This is a genomic window from Streptodolium elevatio (genome assembly GCF_040649515.1).
Taxonomy (GTDB): domain Bacteria; phylum Actinomycetota; class Actinomycetes; order Streptomycetales; family Streptomycetaceae; genus Yinghuangia; species Yinghuangia elevatio.
Genome location: NZ_JBEZFP010000039.1, coordinates 35,918 through 50,362 on the forward strand (window position 1 = coordinate 35,918; position 14,445 = coordinate 50,362).

Sequence of the window (14,445 nt, forward strand, 5' to 3'; positions counted from 1 at the left end):
CGCTGTGACCGGTCCGATCGCGCCGCCGTGGGTCGACGACCTGTTTCCGTTCGCCACGCCGCCCGCGCTGCGCGTGTTGATCGACGTCGCTTGGCAGCACGCCTACGACACCCTCCTCGAGACCGAGGTGTACGACCGCACCCTCGTTGAATCCCACTGCGACTTCATGTTCGACCTGGTCGCGGCGCCGCGTCCGTACAACGGCTGGGAGCAGTACCCGCCGCCGGACGAGGACGACCGGCGACTGCCGGTACCGCTCTACGCCACACCGGAGTTCGTGCCGTTCGGGGCCCTGGGGACCGGTGCGTACGTCGGCTGGCTCGTGCCCGCTCCGGAGCTGGGGCGGACGGACCACCCGGTCGCGCTCGCGAGCGGTCACGAGCACGGGGTGACCTTCATCGGCCCGGACACCCGTTCCGGCCTGGAGTTCATGCTGTCGTGGGCGCTGCGGCGGCTGCGTCAGCACGACGCGCCCCCGACGACAAGGCGGGAGCTCGTCGGTCGGCTGGCCGAGGAACTGCACGTGCGGCCGGACCCGGACCGGGTCTACCCGGGATCGTCCTGGCACGGCTCCGGCGTGACGAGAGACGACGAGTTCGAGATCGTGTTCGACGTCCCGCAAGGGTGGCGCAACGAGCCCGGGTACGACGGCATCGGAGTTCTCGCCCCGGCCGCCGCCTTCGACGTCGGGGAACCCTTCGCGCCCGGCGACGAACCGTCCCTGGCCGAGACGTTGGCCGCGGCCCGCCGCGCCCTCGCCGCCGGGCATCCGGCGACTGCTCTCCTCGTGCTCATGGACGCGTTCGTCACCTCTCCCACCTGCCACTTCGCGGAGCTCAAGCCCCTGTGGGCGAGGGCCTACCGCGACCTCGGCCGGGCGGCGTACGCCGAGCGGCTCGACCGCATGGCAGCCGACTACCCGAACTCCTGCGCCTGCCCGGCTCCCCACTGACGAGCCGACCGGGTCAGCTCTCGCGCCAGCGGTTGGTGATCGGCAGGCGGCGGTCGCGGCCGAAGGCCTTGAGGGAGATCTTGGTCCCCGGCGGGTACTGGCGGCGCTTGTACTCGGCACTGTCGACGAGCTTGAGGACACGGTCGACGAGGTCGGGGTCGAAGCCCGCGGCGACGATCTCGTCGCGGCCCATGTCGAGTTCGACGTAGTCGTCCAGGATGTCGTCGAGGATCTCGTAGTCCGGCAGCGAGTCGGAGTCCTTCTGGTCCGGCCGCAGTTCGGCGCTCGGGGGCTTGGTGATGGAGTTCTCCGGGATGGGCGGCACGGTGCCGCGGCGCAGCGCCTCTTCGTTGCGCCAGCGCGCGATGCGCCACACGACCGTCTTCGGGAGGTCCTTGATCGGCGCGAAGCCGCCGACCGCGTCACCGTACAAGGTCGAGTAGCCGCAGGCGAGTTCGCTCTTGTTGCCGGTCGCGAGGACGAGGTGGCCGTCCTGATTGGAGACGCCCATCAGGGTCGTGCCGCGCACGCGCGCCTGGAGGTTCTCCTCGGCGACGCCGGTCAGGTGCACCGCGTCGAGGTACGCGTCGACCATCGGCGCGATGGGAACCTGCCGGTAGTTGAGGCCGATGCGCTCGGCGGTGTCGGCGGCGTCGTCCTTGGAGTGGTCGGAGGAGTACTTGCTCGGCATGGAGATGCCGTACACGTTCTCCGCTCCCACGGCGTCGGCCGCGATGGCCGCCACGAGCGCGGAGTCGATACCGCCGGACAGGCCCAGGACCACGGACTTGAAGCCGTTCTTCGCGGCGTAGTCGCGCAGGCCGACGACCGTTGCGGCGTAGATCTCGGCGTCGTCGGAGAGGTGGTCGGCGACGGTGGGCGCCAGCGGCTCGTAGGGTGGCACGGGCGTCTCGGACACCGTCGCCTGCACGATCGTCAGTCCGTCGGCGACCACGTCGCCCGCGTTGTACGCGCTCTCGTCCGTCGACGCCGCCGGCAGCTCCAGGTCGGTGATCAGCAGCGCCTCCTCGAACTGCGGGGCGCGGGCGACGAGTCGGCCGTCGTCGCCGACGACCAGGGAGTCCCCCTCGAAGACCAGTTCGTCCTGCCCGCCGACCATGTTGACGTACGCCAGCGCGCACCCCGCCTCGGAGGCCCGCCGCCGGGCGAGGTCGAGGCGTACGTCGTCCTTGGCCAGCTCGTACGGCGACCCGTTGACGACCATGAGCAGCCCCGCCCCGGCCGCCCGCACCGCCGCGACCGGACCGCCGTCCTGCCACAGGTCCTCGCAGATGGCGAGGGCGACGTCGATGCCGTGTACCCGCACGACCGCCAGCGTGTCGCCCGGCACGAAGTAGCGGGCCTCGTCGAACACGCCGTAGTTGGGCAGGTGGTGCTTCGCGGTACGCACGACCACCCGGCCGCCGTGCAGCACGGCCGCCGCGTTCTGCGGTGCCCCGGCCGGGAGGCCGAGCCGCGGCGTGGAGGTGTCGCAGCGGTCGAGGTAACCGACGACGACGGTGGTGTCGCCCAGGCCCTCGGCGGCGAGCCGCAGCGCGAGCGCGTCGAGCGTGCGGCGCGACGCCTCGACGAAGGACGCCCGCAGGGCGAGGTCTTCGACCGGGTAGCCGGTGAGCACCATCTCGGGGAAGGCGACCAGGTGCGCACCCTTGGCGGCGGCGCGTCGGGTCCAGGCGACGACCAGGTCCGCGTTGCGGGTCAGGTCGCCGACGGTGGGGTTGAGCTGGCTGAGGGCGATCCGAAGCTGAGGCACGGCGGCAGTCTAGCCGACCTTGACGTCAAAGTGACGAATAGTGGTGGAGGTCTCGGCGCGCCGCGCGGGTCAGGCCGGCGGGAAGTCCTCCGGCCGGTACTCGAAGTACGGTTCGCCGTCCGGCGTGGCGACCGTGCCGAGCTTGTCCGGGTTCACAACTCCCTGGATCCCCACGATGATTCCGTCGCCCGTCTCGAAGCTCAGCAGCAGCCGGACGGTGTCGAAGTCCAGCAGCAGCGCGGGGCCGCCGTTGACCTCGATGCGGTGCGCGCGGGTGCGGGGCCAGCGGTCCATGACGCCGAGCAGGAAGCGTACGACCCGCTCCGGCCCGTAGATGGGATTGCGCGCGGCACTGACCCGGCCGCCGCCGTCGTTCCACAGCACCACGTCGCGCGCCAGCAGCGATTCGAGCCCCTTGCGGTCGCCCGACGCCGCGGCCGCCACGAACCGGTCGACCAGCGCATGGTGTTCGCCGCTGTCGACGCGGAAGCGGACACGGTCCCGGTCCAGCCGTCCGGCCGCGCGGCGGTGCAGCTGCCGGGCGTTGGCGGCCTCGATGCCCAGCGCGTCGGCGATTTCCTGGTACGGCAGTTCGAACGCCTCGCGCAGTAGGAAGACCGCCCGTTCGGGTGGCGACAACTGCTCCATCAGCCGCAACGCGGCCAGCGACACCGTGGACCGCTGCGCCGCGGTCTCGGCGGGGTCGAGCGCGAGCCGGCCCGTGGGCACCGGCTCGGGCACCCAGGGGCCGACGTACGTCTCCCGCCGGTGCCGCGCCGAACGCAGCTGGTCGAGCGCGAGCCGGGTGGTGGCGGTGACGAGCCAGCCGCGCGGGTCGTCGATCGGCGCGGTGCCGGGGTCGGCGGTCGCCCGGCGCCAGCGCAGCCACGCCTCCTGGACGCAGTCCTCGGCGTCCCACCAGCTGCCGAGCATGCGGTACGCGAGGCCGAGCAGCACCTGCCGGTGCCGCTCGAAGACCTCGTCGTACCCGCTCCCGGCGCCGTTCCCGGACGCCGGCCGTTCGGTGAGCGTCTCCGTCACAGGGCCGGGGGCTGGAGGTGTGTGCTCACTGCGACCCGGTTCCACACGTTGATCGTACTGATCGCGAGGATGATGTCGGCGAGCTCCTTGTCCGAGAACGCGTCCTGCGCCGCCGCCCAGACCTGGTCCGTGACACCGTGCTCGCCGAGCGCCGTGACCTCGTCGGTCAGCTCGAGCGCGGCCCGCTCGACCTCGGAGAAGAACGGCGACTCGCGCCACGCGCTCACCGCGAAGAGGCGCCGGCCCTGCTCGCCGTCCTTCAGCGCCTCGGTGCTGTGCATGTCGACGCAGAAGGCGCAGCCGTTGACGACGGACGCGCGCAGCTTGATCAGGTGGAGGAGGGTCGGGTCGACGTTGGCCCGGACGTACTTCTCCAGGCCGATGACGGCCTGGTAGCCCTGCGGTGCGGCCTGGGAGATGTCCATGCGCTGCTGCATTTGAGGCGGTCCTTCCGGTGTTTTTTGCGGCCCGCCGCCCGGATGCGGCGGACGTGAGAACGACGGGGCGGCCCCCTGCGGATGTGACAGTCCCCGGGAGCCGCCGGTGTGATGCCGGTCACGCCCGGGGGGCTGATTCGCGCCGCGCTCCCTTTGTTGGAGGGCCCGTAATGTGTTCGCAACCGGGACAGGCCAAGATGTACCCATGGATAAGCAGCAGGAGTTCGTGCTTCGCACGCTGGAGGAGCGCGACATTCGGTTCGTGCGCCTGTGGTTCACCGATGTGCTCGGCTTTCTCAAGTCGGTCGCCGTGGCCCCTGCCGAGCTTGAACAGGCGTTTGCCGAGGGGATCGGCTTCGACGGTTCGGCCATCGAGGGCTTCGCGCGCGTGCACGAGTCGGACATGCTGGCCAAGCCGGATCCTGCGACCTTCCAGATACTGCCGTGGCGCGCCGAGGCGCCCGGGACCGCCCGCATGTTCTGCGACATCCTCATGCCCGACGGCTCGCCGTCGTTCGCGGACCCGCGGTACGTCCTGAAGCGCACCCTGGAGCGCGCGTCCGACCGGGGCTTCACCTTCTACACGCACCCCGAGATCGAGTTCTTCCTGTTCAAGGACATGCCGCTGGACGGCACGCCGCCCACGCCGGTCGACCACAGCGGCTACTTCGACCACACGCCCCAGATGGTCAGCCACGACTTCCGCCGCCAGGCGATCACCATGCTGGAGAACATGGGGATCTCGGTGGAGTTCAGCCACCACGAGGGCGCCCCCGGCCAGCAGGAGATCGACCTGCGGTACGCCGACGCGCTCAGCACCGCGGACAACATCATGACCTTCCGCCTGGTGGTCAAGGAGGTCGCGCTGGAGCAGGGCGTGCACGCGTCCTTCATGCCGAAGCCGTTCTCGCAGTACCCGGGCTCGGGCATGCACACCCACCTGTCGCTGTTCGAGGGCGACCGCAACGCCTTCTACGAGGCCGGCGCGGAGTACCAGCTCTCCAAGGTGGGGCGCTCCTTCATCGCGGGCCTGCTGCGGCACGCGGGGGAGATGGCGGCGATCACGAACCAGTGGGTCAACTCGTACAAGCGGCTGTGGGGCGCGTCGGCGCGTACCGCGGGCATGGGCGGCGAGGCCCCGTCGTACATCTGCTGGGGGCACAACAACCGCTCGGCGCTCGTACGGGTGCCGATGTACAAGCCCACCAAGGGCCAGTCGACGCGCATCGAGGTGCGGTCGATCGACTCGGCGTGCAACCCGTACCTGACCTTCGCCGTCCTGCTCGGTGCAGGGCTCAAGGGCGTCGAAGAGGGTTACGAGCTGCCGGCCGGTGCCGAGGACGACGTGTGGGCGCTGACCGATGCCGAGCGCCGCGCGCTGGGCATCGCGCCGCTGCCGCAGAACCTGGCCGAGGCCATCGCCCTGATGGAACGCAGCGAGCTGCTGCCCGAGGTGCTGGGCGAGCACGTCTTCGAGTTCTTCCTGCGCAACAAGCGCCAGGAGTGGGAGGAGTACCGGCAGCAGGTCACGCCGTTCGAGCTGCAAAAGTACCTGCCGGTCCTGTAACCCGTGCATGCCGTCGGCCGCATGACGTGCCGGCCGGCGGATGTGCCGACCGCCCGCGCCACCGTCGTACCGACCCGCAGCCTGACCGCCTGCCGACGCGTCCCTCAGGAGACACCTCGGCAGGCGTGCCGCATCGCGCGCCGCCCGTTCCCCCGTGGGCGGCGGACCGCCGCGGACCGCCGAGCCGTCCCCGGTACGCCCGCCGAGGCGGGCGCGCCGGTCACGGCCTCGGGCGCAGCAGCTCCATGATGTAGCGCTTGAACGCGTCGGACTCGTCACCCTGCGGGAGCAGTTGCGGCGCGCCGCGGCGGACCAGCGCGATGCCTACCGCGACCATCCAGGCGGCCAGCGCGTGCTGCCGCGCGGCCTCCGGGGCGAGGCCCAGCTCCTCGTTGAGGGACGCGCCCCACGCGATGCGCTGCTCGGTGACGCGCTCCAGGAAGGGGCCGACGACCGGGTGCGTCGAGTTCACCAGCAGGGTGGTGCTGATGTCCGCGCCCTGCGGTCCGGTGAACGCGAACTCGGTGAGCCACCGCCCGCGTTCGGCCGGATCGGTGATGCGGGCGGCGGCCGACATCATCGCGTCGGACTCTTCGACCCACAGTTCGAGGGCGGCGTGGATGAGCGCGTCGCGGTCCTTGAAGTGCCAGTAGAAGCTGCCCTTGGTCGTCCCGAGACGTTCGGCGAGCGGTTCCACGGCGATGGCGCCGAGGCCGCTTTCGCGCATCGCCTCGAGAGCGGCGCGTGCCCAATCGTCCCGCGACAGCGTGCGTCTGCCGGCCCGTGCGGGTCTGTCTGTTCGGACACTGTCCGGGGGAACACCGTTGCGCATGCCTCACACGCTAACGTAGGGTGACTTCCCGTACGGTGGCGTATGGAGAACTGGCAAGACGGAGGATCCCCCAGGCCGTGGGACGGACGACCTGACGGGACGGTTCTCCTGAACCACCGGGCGGGTAGCGCGTCGGCACCGGTCATCGCGGTCGGGGGACTCGATGGTCGGGACGCGCCTACGGCGTGCGGCCGTCGGGAGCTCCCTCCCGGCGGCCGCATGTTGCGTTCCACCGCAGCTCCCCGCCCGACCCGCCTGTGTCGCTTGGCCTGTGTTGCTTGGCCTGTGCTGCTCGGCGTGTGTCCTGGCCTGATGTTCGTGCCCGCCCAGGCGAGCGCGCCGCCGCCTCGCCGCCCGCATTCTCGCATCTGACGGTGGGTCAGCTGTTGGGAGCAGGCCACCGCGAGGCTACGCTCGGCAGGTGACCACATGGGACCCGGTATCCACGGGAGTGTCGACAGCGCGCCTGGTCAGGCTGGGTTTCACCGACGCGGCCGCGGCCGCGCGGCGCCTGGCCGACCCGGTCCTCGCGGGCATACGCGACGACTCGCAACTGCTCGAAGGCCTGTCCGCGACGGCCGACCCCGACCTCGCGCTGCTCGGCCTGGTACGCCTGGCCGAGACCGCCGACGACCGCCCGGTCCTGCTGTCCACACTCGCCTCGGCCAAGCCCCTGCGCGACCGGCTGCTCGGCGTGCTCGGCGTCAGCGCCGCCCTCGGCGACCACCTCGCCCGGCACCCCGAGGACTGGCGGACCCTGGTCACGTACGACGTACAGGACGCGCACCCGACCCCCGAGTACTTCCGCCGTACGCTCGGCGCCGCTCTGGACGACCGCACGAACGGCACGCTGGCCGGCGACGACGCCCTCGACGCCCTGCGTGTCGCGTACCGCCGCTGCCTGCTCTCCATCGCCGCCCGCGACGTGTGCGGAACCGCCGACGTCGCCCAGGTCGCCGCCGAACTCGCCGACCTGGCCGGGGCCACACTCGACGCGGCGCTCGACCTCGTGGCCCGCGAACACCCCGTCGAGGCCGGGCAGTGCCGCCTCGCGGTCATCGGCATGGGCAAGTGCGGCGGCCGGGAGCTCAACTACGTCAGCGACGTCGACGTGGTCTTCGTCGCCGACGCCCGGCCCGGTGTCGAGGAGGGCACCGCGATCGCCGCGGCCTCCCGCATCGCCGCCGCCATGATGCGCGCCTGCTCGCACACCACGCGCGAGGGCACGATCTGGCCGGTCGACGCCAACCTGCGGCCGGAGGGCCGCAACGGGCCGCTGGTCCGCACGCTCACCAGCCACCTGGCGTACTACGAGCGCTGGGCCAAGACCTGGGAGTTCCAGGCACTGCTGAAGGCCCGCCCGGTGGCCGGCGACATGGCCCTCGGCCGCAAGTACGTCGAGCGCATCGCCCCCCTCGTGTGGACCGCCGCCCAGCGCGAGAACTTCGTCCCCGACGTCCAGGCCATGCGCCGCCGCGTCGTCGAGTCCATCCCGCACACCGAGGTCGAGCGCGAGCTCAAGCTCGGCCCCGGCGGCCTGCGCGACATCGAGTTCGCCGTACAGCTGCTGCAACTCGTGCACGGCCGCGCCGACTCGTCGCTGCGCAGCGGATCCACCCTGGAGGCACTGGCCGCGCTGTCCGCCGAGGGGTACGTCGGCCGCGCCGACGGGGCCTCGCTCGACGAGGCGTACCGCTTCCTGCGCCTGCTCGAACACCGCATCCAGCTGCACCGCCTGCGCCGCACCCACCTCCTGCCGACCGACTCCGTCGACCTGCGCCGGCTCGGCCGCTCGGTGGGGTTCCGCGCGAACCCGGTCGGTGAGCTGGAGGCCACCTGGCGCCGCACCCGGCACGAGGTGCGCCGTCTGCACGAGAAGTTGTTCTACCGCCCGCTGCTCGACGCGGTGGCCCGGCTCCAGCCCGGCGAGACCAGGCTGACCCCGGAAGCCGCCGCCCAGCGCTTGGAGGCGCTCGGGTACGCCGACCCCGCCGGCGCCCTGCGCCACCTGGAGGCGCTCGCCTCCGGTGTGAGCCGCCGCGCGTCCATCCAGCGCACGCTGCTGCCCGTCATGCTCGGCTGGTTCGCCGACTCCGCCGATCCGGACGCGGGTCTGCTGGCTTTCCGGCAGATCTCCGACGCGCTCGGCAACACGCACTGGTACCTGCGCCTGCTGCGCGACTCGGGGGCCGGGCACGCCGGCGGCGCGGCGGCCGAGAACATGGCCCGCGTGCTGGCCTCCGGGCGTCTCGCCCCCGACCTGCTGCTGCGTGCGCCCGAGGCGGTCGCCCTGCTCGGCGACCCGGACGGCCTGCGGCCCCGCTCCCGCGCGGCCCTGGAGTCCGAGGTGCTGGCCGCGGTGGGCCGCGCGCCCAGCGCCGAGGTCGCCGTGCAGATCGCCCGCAGCGTGCGCCGCCGCGAGCTGTTCCGCATCGTCGCCGCCGACGTGCTCGGCAGGCTGGACGTCGACGAGGTGGGCCGCGCGTTGTCCGACGTCACCGCGGCGACCCTCACCGGCGCCCTGCGGGCGGCGGCCGACGAGTACGCGCGCCAGACCGGGAAGGCGATCGGCACCCGCCTCGCGGTGATCGCGATGGGCCGTTTCGGCGGGCACGAACAGGGCTACGCGAGCGATGCCGACGTCGTCTTCGTGCACGAGCCCGAGGAGGGCACCGGCGAGGAGGTGGCGGCCAAGCAGGCACACGCCATCGCCAACGAGATGCGCCGCCTGCTGCAACTGCCCGCCACCGACCCGCCGCTCGTGGTCGACGCCGACCTGCGGCCGGAAGGGCGGCAGGGCCCGCTCGTACGGACGCTCGCGTCGTACCGGGCCTACTACGAGCGCTGGTCCAAGCTGTGGGAGAGCCAGGCGCTGCTGCGGGCCGCGCCGGTCGCGGGCGATGCCGACCTCGGCGCCCGGTTCGTCGACCTCATCGCGCCGCTGCGCTGGCCCACGGCCGGGTTGACCGACAACGAGGTACGCGAGATCCGGCGCATGAAGGCCCGTATCGAGGCCGAGCGGCTGCCGCGCGGCGCGGACCCGACCACGCACACCAAACTGGGGCGCGGCGGCCTGGCCGACGTCGAGTGGGTCGCGCAGTTGCTGCAGATGAAGCACGCGCACGCGGTGCCGGCGCTGCGTACCACCGGGACGCGCGAGGCGCTGGCCGCGGCGGCCGAGGCCGGGCTACTGGACGCGCAGGACGCCAAGGTGCTCGACGACGCGTGGCTGGAGGCGACGCGCGTGCGCAACGCGGTGATGGTGGTACGCGGCCGCCCGTCCGACCAGTTCCCCTCCGACGTGCGCGAACTGGCCGGGGTCGCACGTCTGCTCGGCTACCGCGCGACCGGCGCGGGCCCGGTGGGGGCGGGCACCGTGATCGAGGACTACCGCCGCATCACGCGGCACGCCAGGGCCGTCGTCGACCGGGTGTTCTACGGCGAGACCTACGGTGACGGGAACGAAGCGGCCGGCTCGCGCTGACTGCCGGAGGAATTGTCCGGCCCTCGGGGGGATTTCGCACCTTCTGCCGGGGACCGCCCGGATGCGTGGGCTGCATCCCGCCCCGAAGGGCCGCCGTCCCCGCGTCCGTCGTGGTCGCCGTCGGCGTCACCGTGCCGGTCGCCGCCGTGCTCCTCGTACCGCGGGTCATCAGGCGTGTAGCGCGGGAACTGGTAGGCCGAGCACCCGTTCACCAGCCGTTGCACGGCGAACCCGGCGGCCAGCGTGATCCAGCCGCCGACCGCGTCGAGGATGAAGTGGTTGCCCGTCGCCATGATCACCACGAGCGTCATCAGCGGGTACAGCACGCCGAGCACGCGCACCCACATCGGCATCGCGAACTTCCAGATGGCGACCGCACACCAGGTCGACCAGCCGATGTGCATCGACGGCATCGCGGCGAACTGGTTCGACACGCTCTTCATGTTGCCCGAGGACATCGAACCCCAGGTGTTGTGCACGAGCACGGTGTCGATGTAGCCCGCGCCGGGCAGCAGGCGCGGCGGGGCAAGCGCGTAGAAGAAGTACCCGAACAGCGCGAGCCCCGTGGTGACGAACAGGACTGTGCGCACAGCCCGATAGCGGCCCGGATGCCAGCGGAACAGCCACACCAGCACGCCTATGGTCACGATGAAGTGCAGCGTGGCGTAGTAGTAGTTCATGCCGACGATCAGCCAGGTCACCTTGTCGGCGGCGTGGTTGATCGCGTACTCCACGTCGATGTGCAGCGACTTCTCGAAGTCGAGGAGCTGCCACGCGCGTTCCACGGCGAGGGACTCGCGGTTGGGCACCGCGTTGCGGATGAGGGAGTAGACCCAGTAGCTGAGCGCCACGAGCGCCAGCTCCACGACGAAGCGCGGGCGGCGGGGTGTCCGCAGGTACGTGCGCACGCGCACGTACAGCGGAGTCGGCTCACCCGCTGCCGACGCGGGACCCATCGCCGCCGAAGCGTCCGGCGACGACTGCGGCGGGCTCTGCTGGGTTTGCGTTTCCCCCATAAGGACCCAGTCTGCCAGAGGCAGGCGGTGCGCCGATCACCCGCGGGTACGGTTCGGACGATCACGTGTACCCCCTGCGGACGACCCCGGGTCCCCCGTGCGGGCGGGACCCCGGGTCGCGCACGGCCGCGTGCGGTGGCGGCCGACCGGCGTGCTCGGCGGTGGGCCGGGCGATACGCGGGCGATACGCGGGCGGTGTGCGGGACGCGCTAGCGCAGCGGCACCGAGATCCACGAGGGGTCGGCGCTCGGGGAGCCGAACGCGAGCGTCGAGAAAGCCGGGTTCTGCTCGATGTAGAGCGGGTCGACGGTGTCGATGACGAGGGCGAGCCGGTGGCCTGCCGGGACGTCGTACGCCGTCGCGAGCAGGTCCAGGTCGGCGGCGAAGGGCCGTCCCGCCTGCTTGCCGAAGAACGTGTAGGGCATGTGCGTGACGAGTTTGCCGACGCCGAGCGAGTCCACGTCGTACAGGTAGGCCACGAATGTGCCGGCGGAAGCGCTCGGATTCACGGTCACGTGCAGGCTCGTCGTGCCGCGTACCTGGCTTTCGGAGGCCAGGCGGTCCGACTGCCACACCGCCGCGACCGCCCGCGGCAGCAGCGGGACCGACACCATCGGTGGGATGCGCAGGTACTCCTCGACCAGGTTGGTCAGGAAGATCACGCCTCCATTGGCGCCTGAATCGATATTTGTGCCGATGGGCGTGGTCCAGCCGGTGCCCGCACTCGGCGCGAGCGGGCCGGTGCGCGACCAGCCGTTGTCGCCGAGCCGCAGGTTCAGCCGCGAACCGGTCAGGTCCGCCCAGTCGGCGTAGCCCTCGTACCCGCCCTCGATGCGCGGCTTGATCTGCACGGGCGGCTGCCGGTCGATGCCGTTGTCGACGCCCTTGAGGTGGTGGTCGAGCCAGGCGCGGGTGTTGGCCCAGGTGTCGTTGGGCAGCCCGGCCAGCCCCGGGATCTCCGGTGTGGCGTGATCGCCGGGCCGGAACTCCAGGCGCTTGGGCACGGTCAGCTTCTCGTAGAACTCGGCGAGTTGGTTGGGCGGGAAGATGCTGTCGCCCCACGCGTTGGCCAGCATGACGGCCGGGCCGTTCGCGTTGATCCGGTCCAGGTACGTGGCGGGCGAGCGTACGTTCGCCCACGCGATCAGCTCGGGCACGTTGGCCGTGGTGAGGAAGTCGACCAGGAACTGCCCGAATTCGTCGCTGGGACGGCCGGTCACGTAACCGGCCACGGCAAGTCCGGCGGCGGACTGGATGTGCTGCGTCTGGCCCGCGTAGATCGAGTCGACCAGATCGGCCCAACCGCTCAGTGCGGCAACGGTCTTGATGCGCGGGTCGTGGCCGGCGGCGAGGAGGCCGAGGCCCGCGCCGTAGGAGACGCCGACGGTTCCGATACGCGCCGGGTCCGCTGGGGTGTTGGCGAGCGCCCAGTCGATCATGCGCGACACGTCGGCGACGTCGTCCGGGCCGGCGACGCCGATCTCGCCGCCGGACAGCCAGAATCCGCGCGCCGTGTAGGACAGGGCGATGTAGCCGTTCTCGGCGAGTTGCTTCGCCTGGGCGACGTACTCGATCTGCGGCATCGACCAACTCGCCGGCAGCACCACGACGGGCGCGCGGTGGGCGGCGTCGGCTCCCGCCGGGACGAATACGTTGGCCTTGAGGACGACGCCGGGCGCCACCGGCACGTCGACGAACCGGAACGCCGGCCCGGCCGCGGCGGCCTGCGGCGCGGCGCCGACGCCCGGAACCAGCAGGGCGGCGAGTACGGCGAGCACGACCGCCAGGCGGGATCTGACGGTGCGTGCGCGCGGAACCTTTCCTGAGCTCATGCCTGCTCCCTCTGCGACGGGGGGATCGTGGGGTGGTGCGGTGAGCCCGTACGGGGCCCTCTCTGCCGGATGCAGCCGGGCACGCGACGCCGGGCACGCGCGCTCGCTGCGTTGCAGGGCCTGGCGAGTACGACCGAGTACGAGCTGCGGCCCTGTGCCTTGCGATCGCACGCGCCAGACGACGCGGGCTTTCCGACAAGATCCGGAAGAGAGGACCTAAGTGACTGGAGGGTAACCCCCGGGAGTTACCGCTGGTAACAGAAATTCGGGTAACGAAAACGCAAAGCCGGGCGGGTCGCGTGGAGGGTCAACTCCCCGCGACCCGCCCGGAGTCCCGGGGTGTCATCCGGTGACCAGCACCAACTTGCCCCGGGTGTGGCCCGATTCGCTCGCGCGGTGCGCCTCGGCAGCGTCGGGGAGGGCGTAGACGCCGGCCAGCGGCACGGACAGGGTGCCCGCCTCGAACAGTTCGGCCGCCTTGGCCAGCGCACGCAACAGGTAGTCCTCGCCGTCGTGGCCGGACGAGAACCGCACGCCGTTGGCCGCGGCGTCCGCCGGGTCCACGATGCTCACCGCCCGGCCCGGGTCGCCGGTCAGCTCGACCGAGTCGCGCAGCACTCCGCCGCCGACCAGGTCGACCGCCGCGTCCACCCCGTCCGCGGACAGTTCGCGTACCCGGTCGACCAGACCGGGTCCGTAGTCGACCGGCTCGGCGCCCAAGTCGCGCAGGTACGCGTGGTTGCGCCCGCTCGCCGTGCCGATGACCCGTGCGCCCGCGGCCACCGCGAACTGCACGGCGAGGCCGCCCACTCCGCCCGCCGCCGCGTGCACGAGAACCGTCTCGTCCGACCGCACGCCGGCCTCCGCGAGCGCCCGGTACGCCGCATCCGCCGCGGTCGGCAGCGCGCCCGCGAGCTCCCACGGCATCGCGGCCGGCTTGGCGGCGAGGCGGTTCTCGCCGGTGACGACGTGATCCGCGTACGTCCGCGTGCCCAGGCCGAAGACCTCGTCGCCCGCCCGCCACCGGGTCACACCCTCGCCGACCGCGTCGACGACGCCCGCGAGATCCTGGCCGGGGACATGGGGGAGAACGACCGGGAAGACCGCGGCCATCGCTCCCGAGCGGATCTTCCAGTCGATCGGGTTGACGCCGACCGCCCGCACCCGGATCCGGACCTCGCCGGGGCCGGGCTCGGGCAGGCGGTCCACTTCGACGAGTTCCAGCACGTCGGGGCTGCCGTGCGCGGCGAAGTGGACCGCGCGGGACGGGCGTCCGGCTTCCGCCGCGGCGGATCCCGCGGCCGATGCCGGGGCGGATCCCGCCGAGGCGGACGCGAAGGGAGCAGTGGGGGCGACGGTGGTGTTTTCGGACATGCGATCATCCTGCTTTCGTGTGTTCGTTCGGGAACATCCATGACCCTTCCGGACTTGGCACGCGATGAGGAGCGGACCGTCCAGCCTGGGACCGGCGGTCCCTGGATACGCCGCCGGCACGGGAAGGGCACGCACA

General features: G+C 71.9%; 10 protein-coding genes. 3 read left to right on the forward strand and 7 right to left on the reverse strand.

Features of this window, described 5'->3' with window-relative positions; genetic code table 11:
• Window positions 1-4: 4 nt before the first annotated feature.
• Entirely contained in the window at window positions 5-952 is a 948-nt protein-coding gene (locus AB0C36_RS17200; protein ID WP_358354794.1) for a hypothetical protein, read from the forward strand.
• Between the two features lie 13 nt (window positions 953-965).
• Here the strand turns inward: AB0C36_RS17200 and AB0C36_RS17205 are convergent, their stop codons facing one another.
• The 3 genes from AB0C36_RS17205 to AB0C36_RS17215 all read right to left on the reverse strand — a co-directional run bounded on the left by AB0C36_RS17205 (window position 966) and on the right by AB0C36_RS17215 (window position 4,204).
• Window positions 966-2,726, reverse strand: a complete 1,761-nt coding sequence (locus AB0C36_RS17205) for an NAD+ synthase (protein ID WP_358354796.1) — start codon at window positions 2,724-2,726, stop codon at window positions 966-968.
• 69 nt (window positions 2,727-2,795) lie between these two features.
• Complete coding sequence (gene sigJ / locus AB0C36_RS17210) at window positions 2,796-3,767, reverse strand: RNA polymerase sigma factor SigJ (protein WP_358354798.1); 972 nt, start codon at window positions 3,765-3,767, stop codon at window positions 2,796-2,798.
• Window positions 3,764-4,204, reverse strand: coding sequence for a carboxymuconolactone decarboxylase family protein (locus tag AB0C36_RS17215; protein WP_358354800.1), 441 nt, complete (start codon window positions 4,202-4,204; stop codon window positions 3,764-3,766). The genes sigJ and AB0C36_RS17215 overlap by 4 nt, the downstream gene beginning before the upstream one ends.
• 205 nt (window positions 4,205-4,409) lie before the next feature.
• Between AB0C36_RS17215 and AB0C36_RS17220 the strand changes: the two genes are divergently transcribed.
• Window positions 4,410-5,771, forward strand: a complete 1,362-nt coding sequence (locus AB0C36_RS17220; protein ID WP_358354803.1) for a glutamine synthetase family protein — start codon at window positions 4,410-4,412, stop codon at window positions 5,769-5,771.
• Between the two features lie 220 nt (window positions 5,772-5,991).
• Here AB0C36_RS17220 and AB0C36_RS17225 read toward each other — a convergent pair whose 3' ends face one another.
• Window positions 5,992-6,603: a TetR/AcrR family transcriptional regulator gene (locus AB0C36_RS17225; protein ID WP_358354806.1), complete on the reverse strand. Its 612-nt coding sequence runs from the start codon at window positions 6,601-6,603 to the stop codon at window positions 5,992-5,994.
• Window positions 6,604-7,024: 421 nt separating this feature from the next.
• Between AB0C36_RS17225 and AB0C36_RS17230 the strand changes: the two genes are divergently transcribed.
• Window positions 7,025-10,087, forward strand: coding sequence for a bifunctional [glutamine synthetase] adenylyltransferase/[glutamine synthetase]-adenylyl-L-tyrosine phosphorylase (locus AB0C36_RS17230; RefSeq protein WP_358354809.1), 3,063 nt, complete (start codon window positions 7,025-7,027; stop codon window positions 10,085-10,087).
• Here the strand turns inward: AB0C36_RS17230 and AB0C36_RS17235 are convergent.
• The 3 genes from AB0C36_RS17235 to AB0C36_RS17245 all read right to left on the reverse strand — a co-directional run bounded on the left by AB0C36_RS17235 (window position 10,051) and on the right by AB0C36_RS17245 (window position 14,309).
• Complete coding sequence (locus AB0C36_RS17235; protein ID WP_435839058.1) at window positions 10,051-11,103, reverse strand: phosphatase PAP2 family protein; 1,053 nt, start codon at window positions 11,101-11,103, stop codon at window positions 10,051-10,053. The genes AB0C36_RS17230 and AB0C36_RS17235 overlap by 37 nt on opposite strands.
• A 209-nt stretch (window positions 11,104-11,312) precedes the next feature.
• The gene (locus tag AB0C36_RS17240; protein WP_358354811.1) at window positions 11,313-12,935 is read right to left on the reverse strand and encodes a CocE/NonD family hydrolase; all 1,623 of its coding nucleotides are present in this window, start codon (window positions 12,933-12,935) and stop codon (window positions 11,313-11,315) included.
• A 342-nt stretch (window positions 12,936-13,277) separates the two neighbouring features.
• Window positions 13,278-14,309 (reverse strand): NADP-dependent oxidoreductase, encoded by a 1,032-nt coding sequence (locus tag AB0C36_RS17245; protein ID WP_358354814.1) that lies wholly within the window; start codon window positions 14,307-14,309, stop codon window positions 13,278-13,280.
• Between the last annotated feature and the right edge of the window lie 136 nt (window positions 14,310-14,445).

Coding starts and splice junctions, on each gene's coding strand:
- AB0C36_RS17215 (WP_358354800.1), bottom strand. CDS start 4,204: ATGCAGCAGCGCATGGACATCTCCCAGGCCGCACCGCAGGGCTACCAG.
- AB0C36_RS17220 (WP_358354803.1), top strand. CDS start 4,410: ATGGATAAGCAGCAGGAGTTCGTGCTTCGCACGCTGGAGGAGCGCGAC.
- AB0C36_RS17225 (WP_358354806.1), bottom strand. CDS start 6,603: ATGCGCAACGGTGTTCCCCCGGACAGTGTCCGAACAGACAGACCCGCA.
- AB0C36_RS17235 (WP_435839058.1), bottom strand. CDS start 11,103: ATGGGGGAAACGCAAACCCAGCAGAGCCCGCCGCAGTCGTCGCCGGAC.
- AB0C36_RS17240 (WP_358354811.1), bottom strand. CDS start 12,935: ATGAGCTCAGGAAAGGTTCCGCGCGCACGCACCGTCAGATCCCGCCTG.
- AB0C36_RS17245 (WP_358354814.1), bottom strand. CDS start 14,309: ATGTCCGAAAACACCACCGTCGCCCCCACTGCTCCCTTCGCGTCCGCC.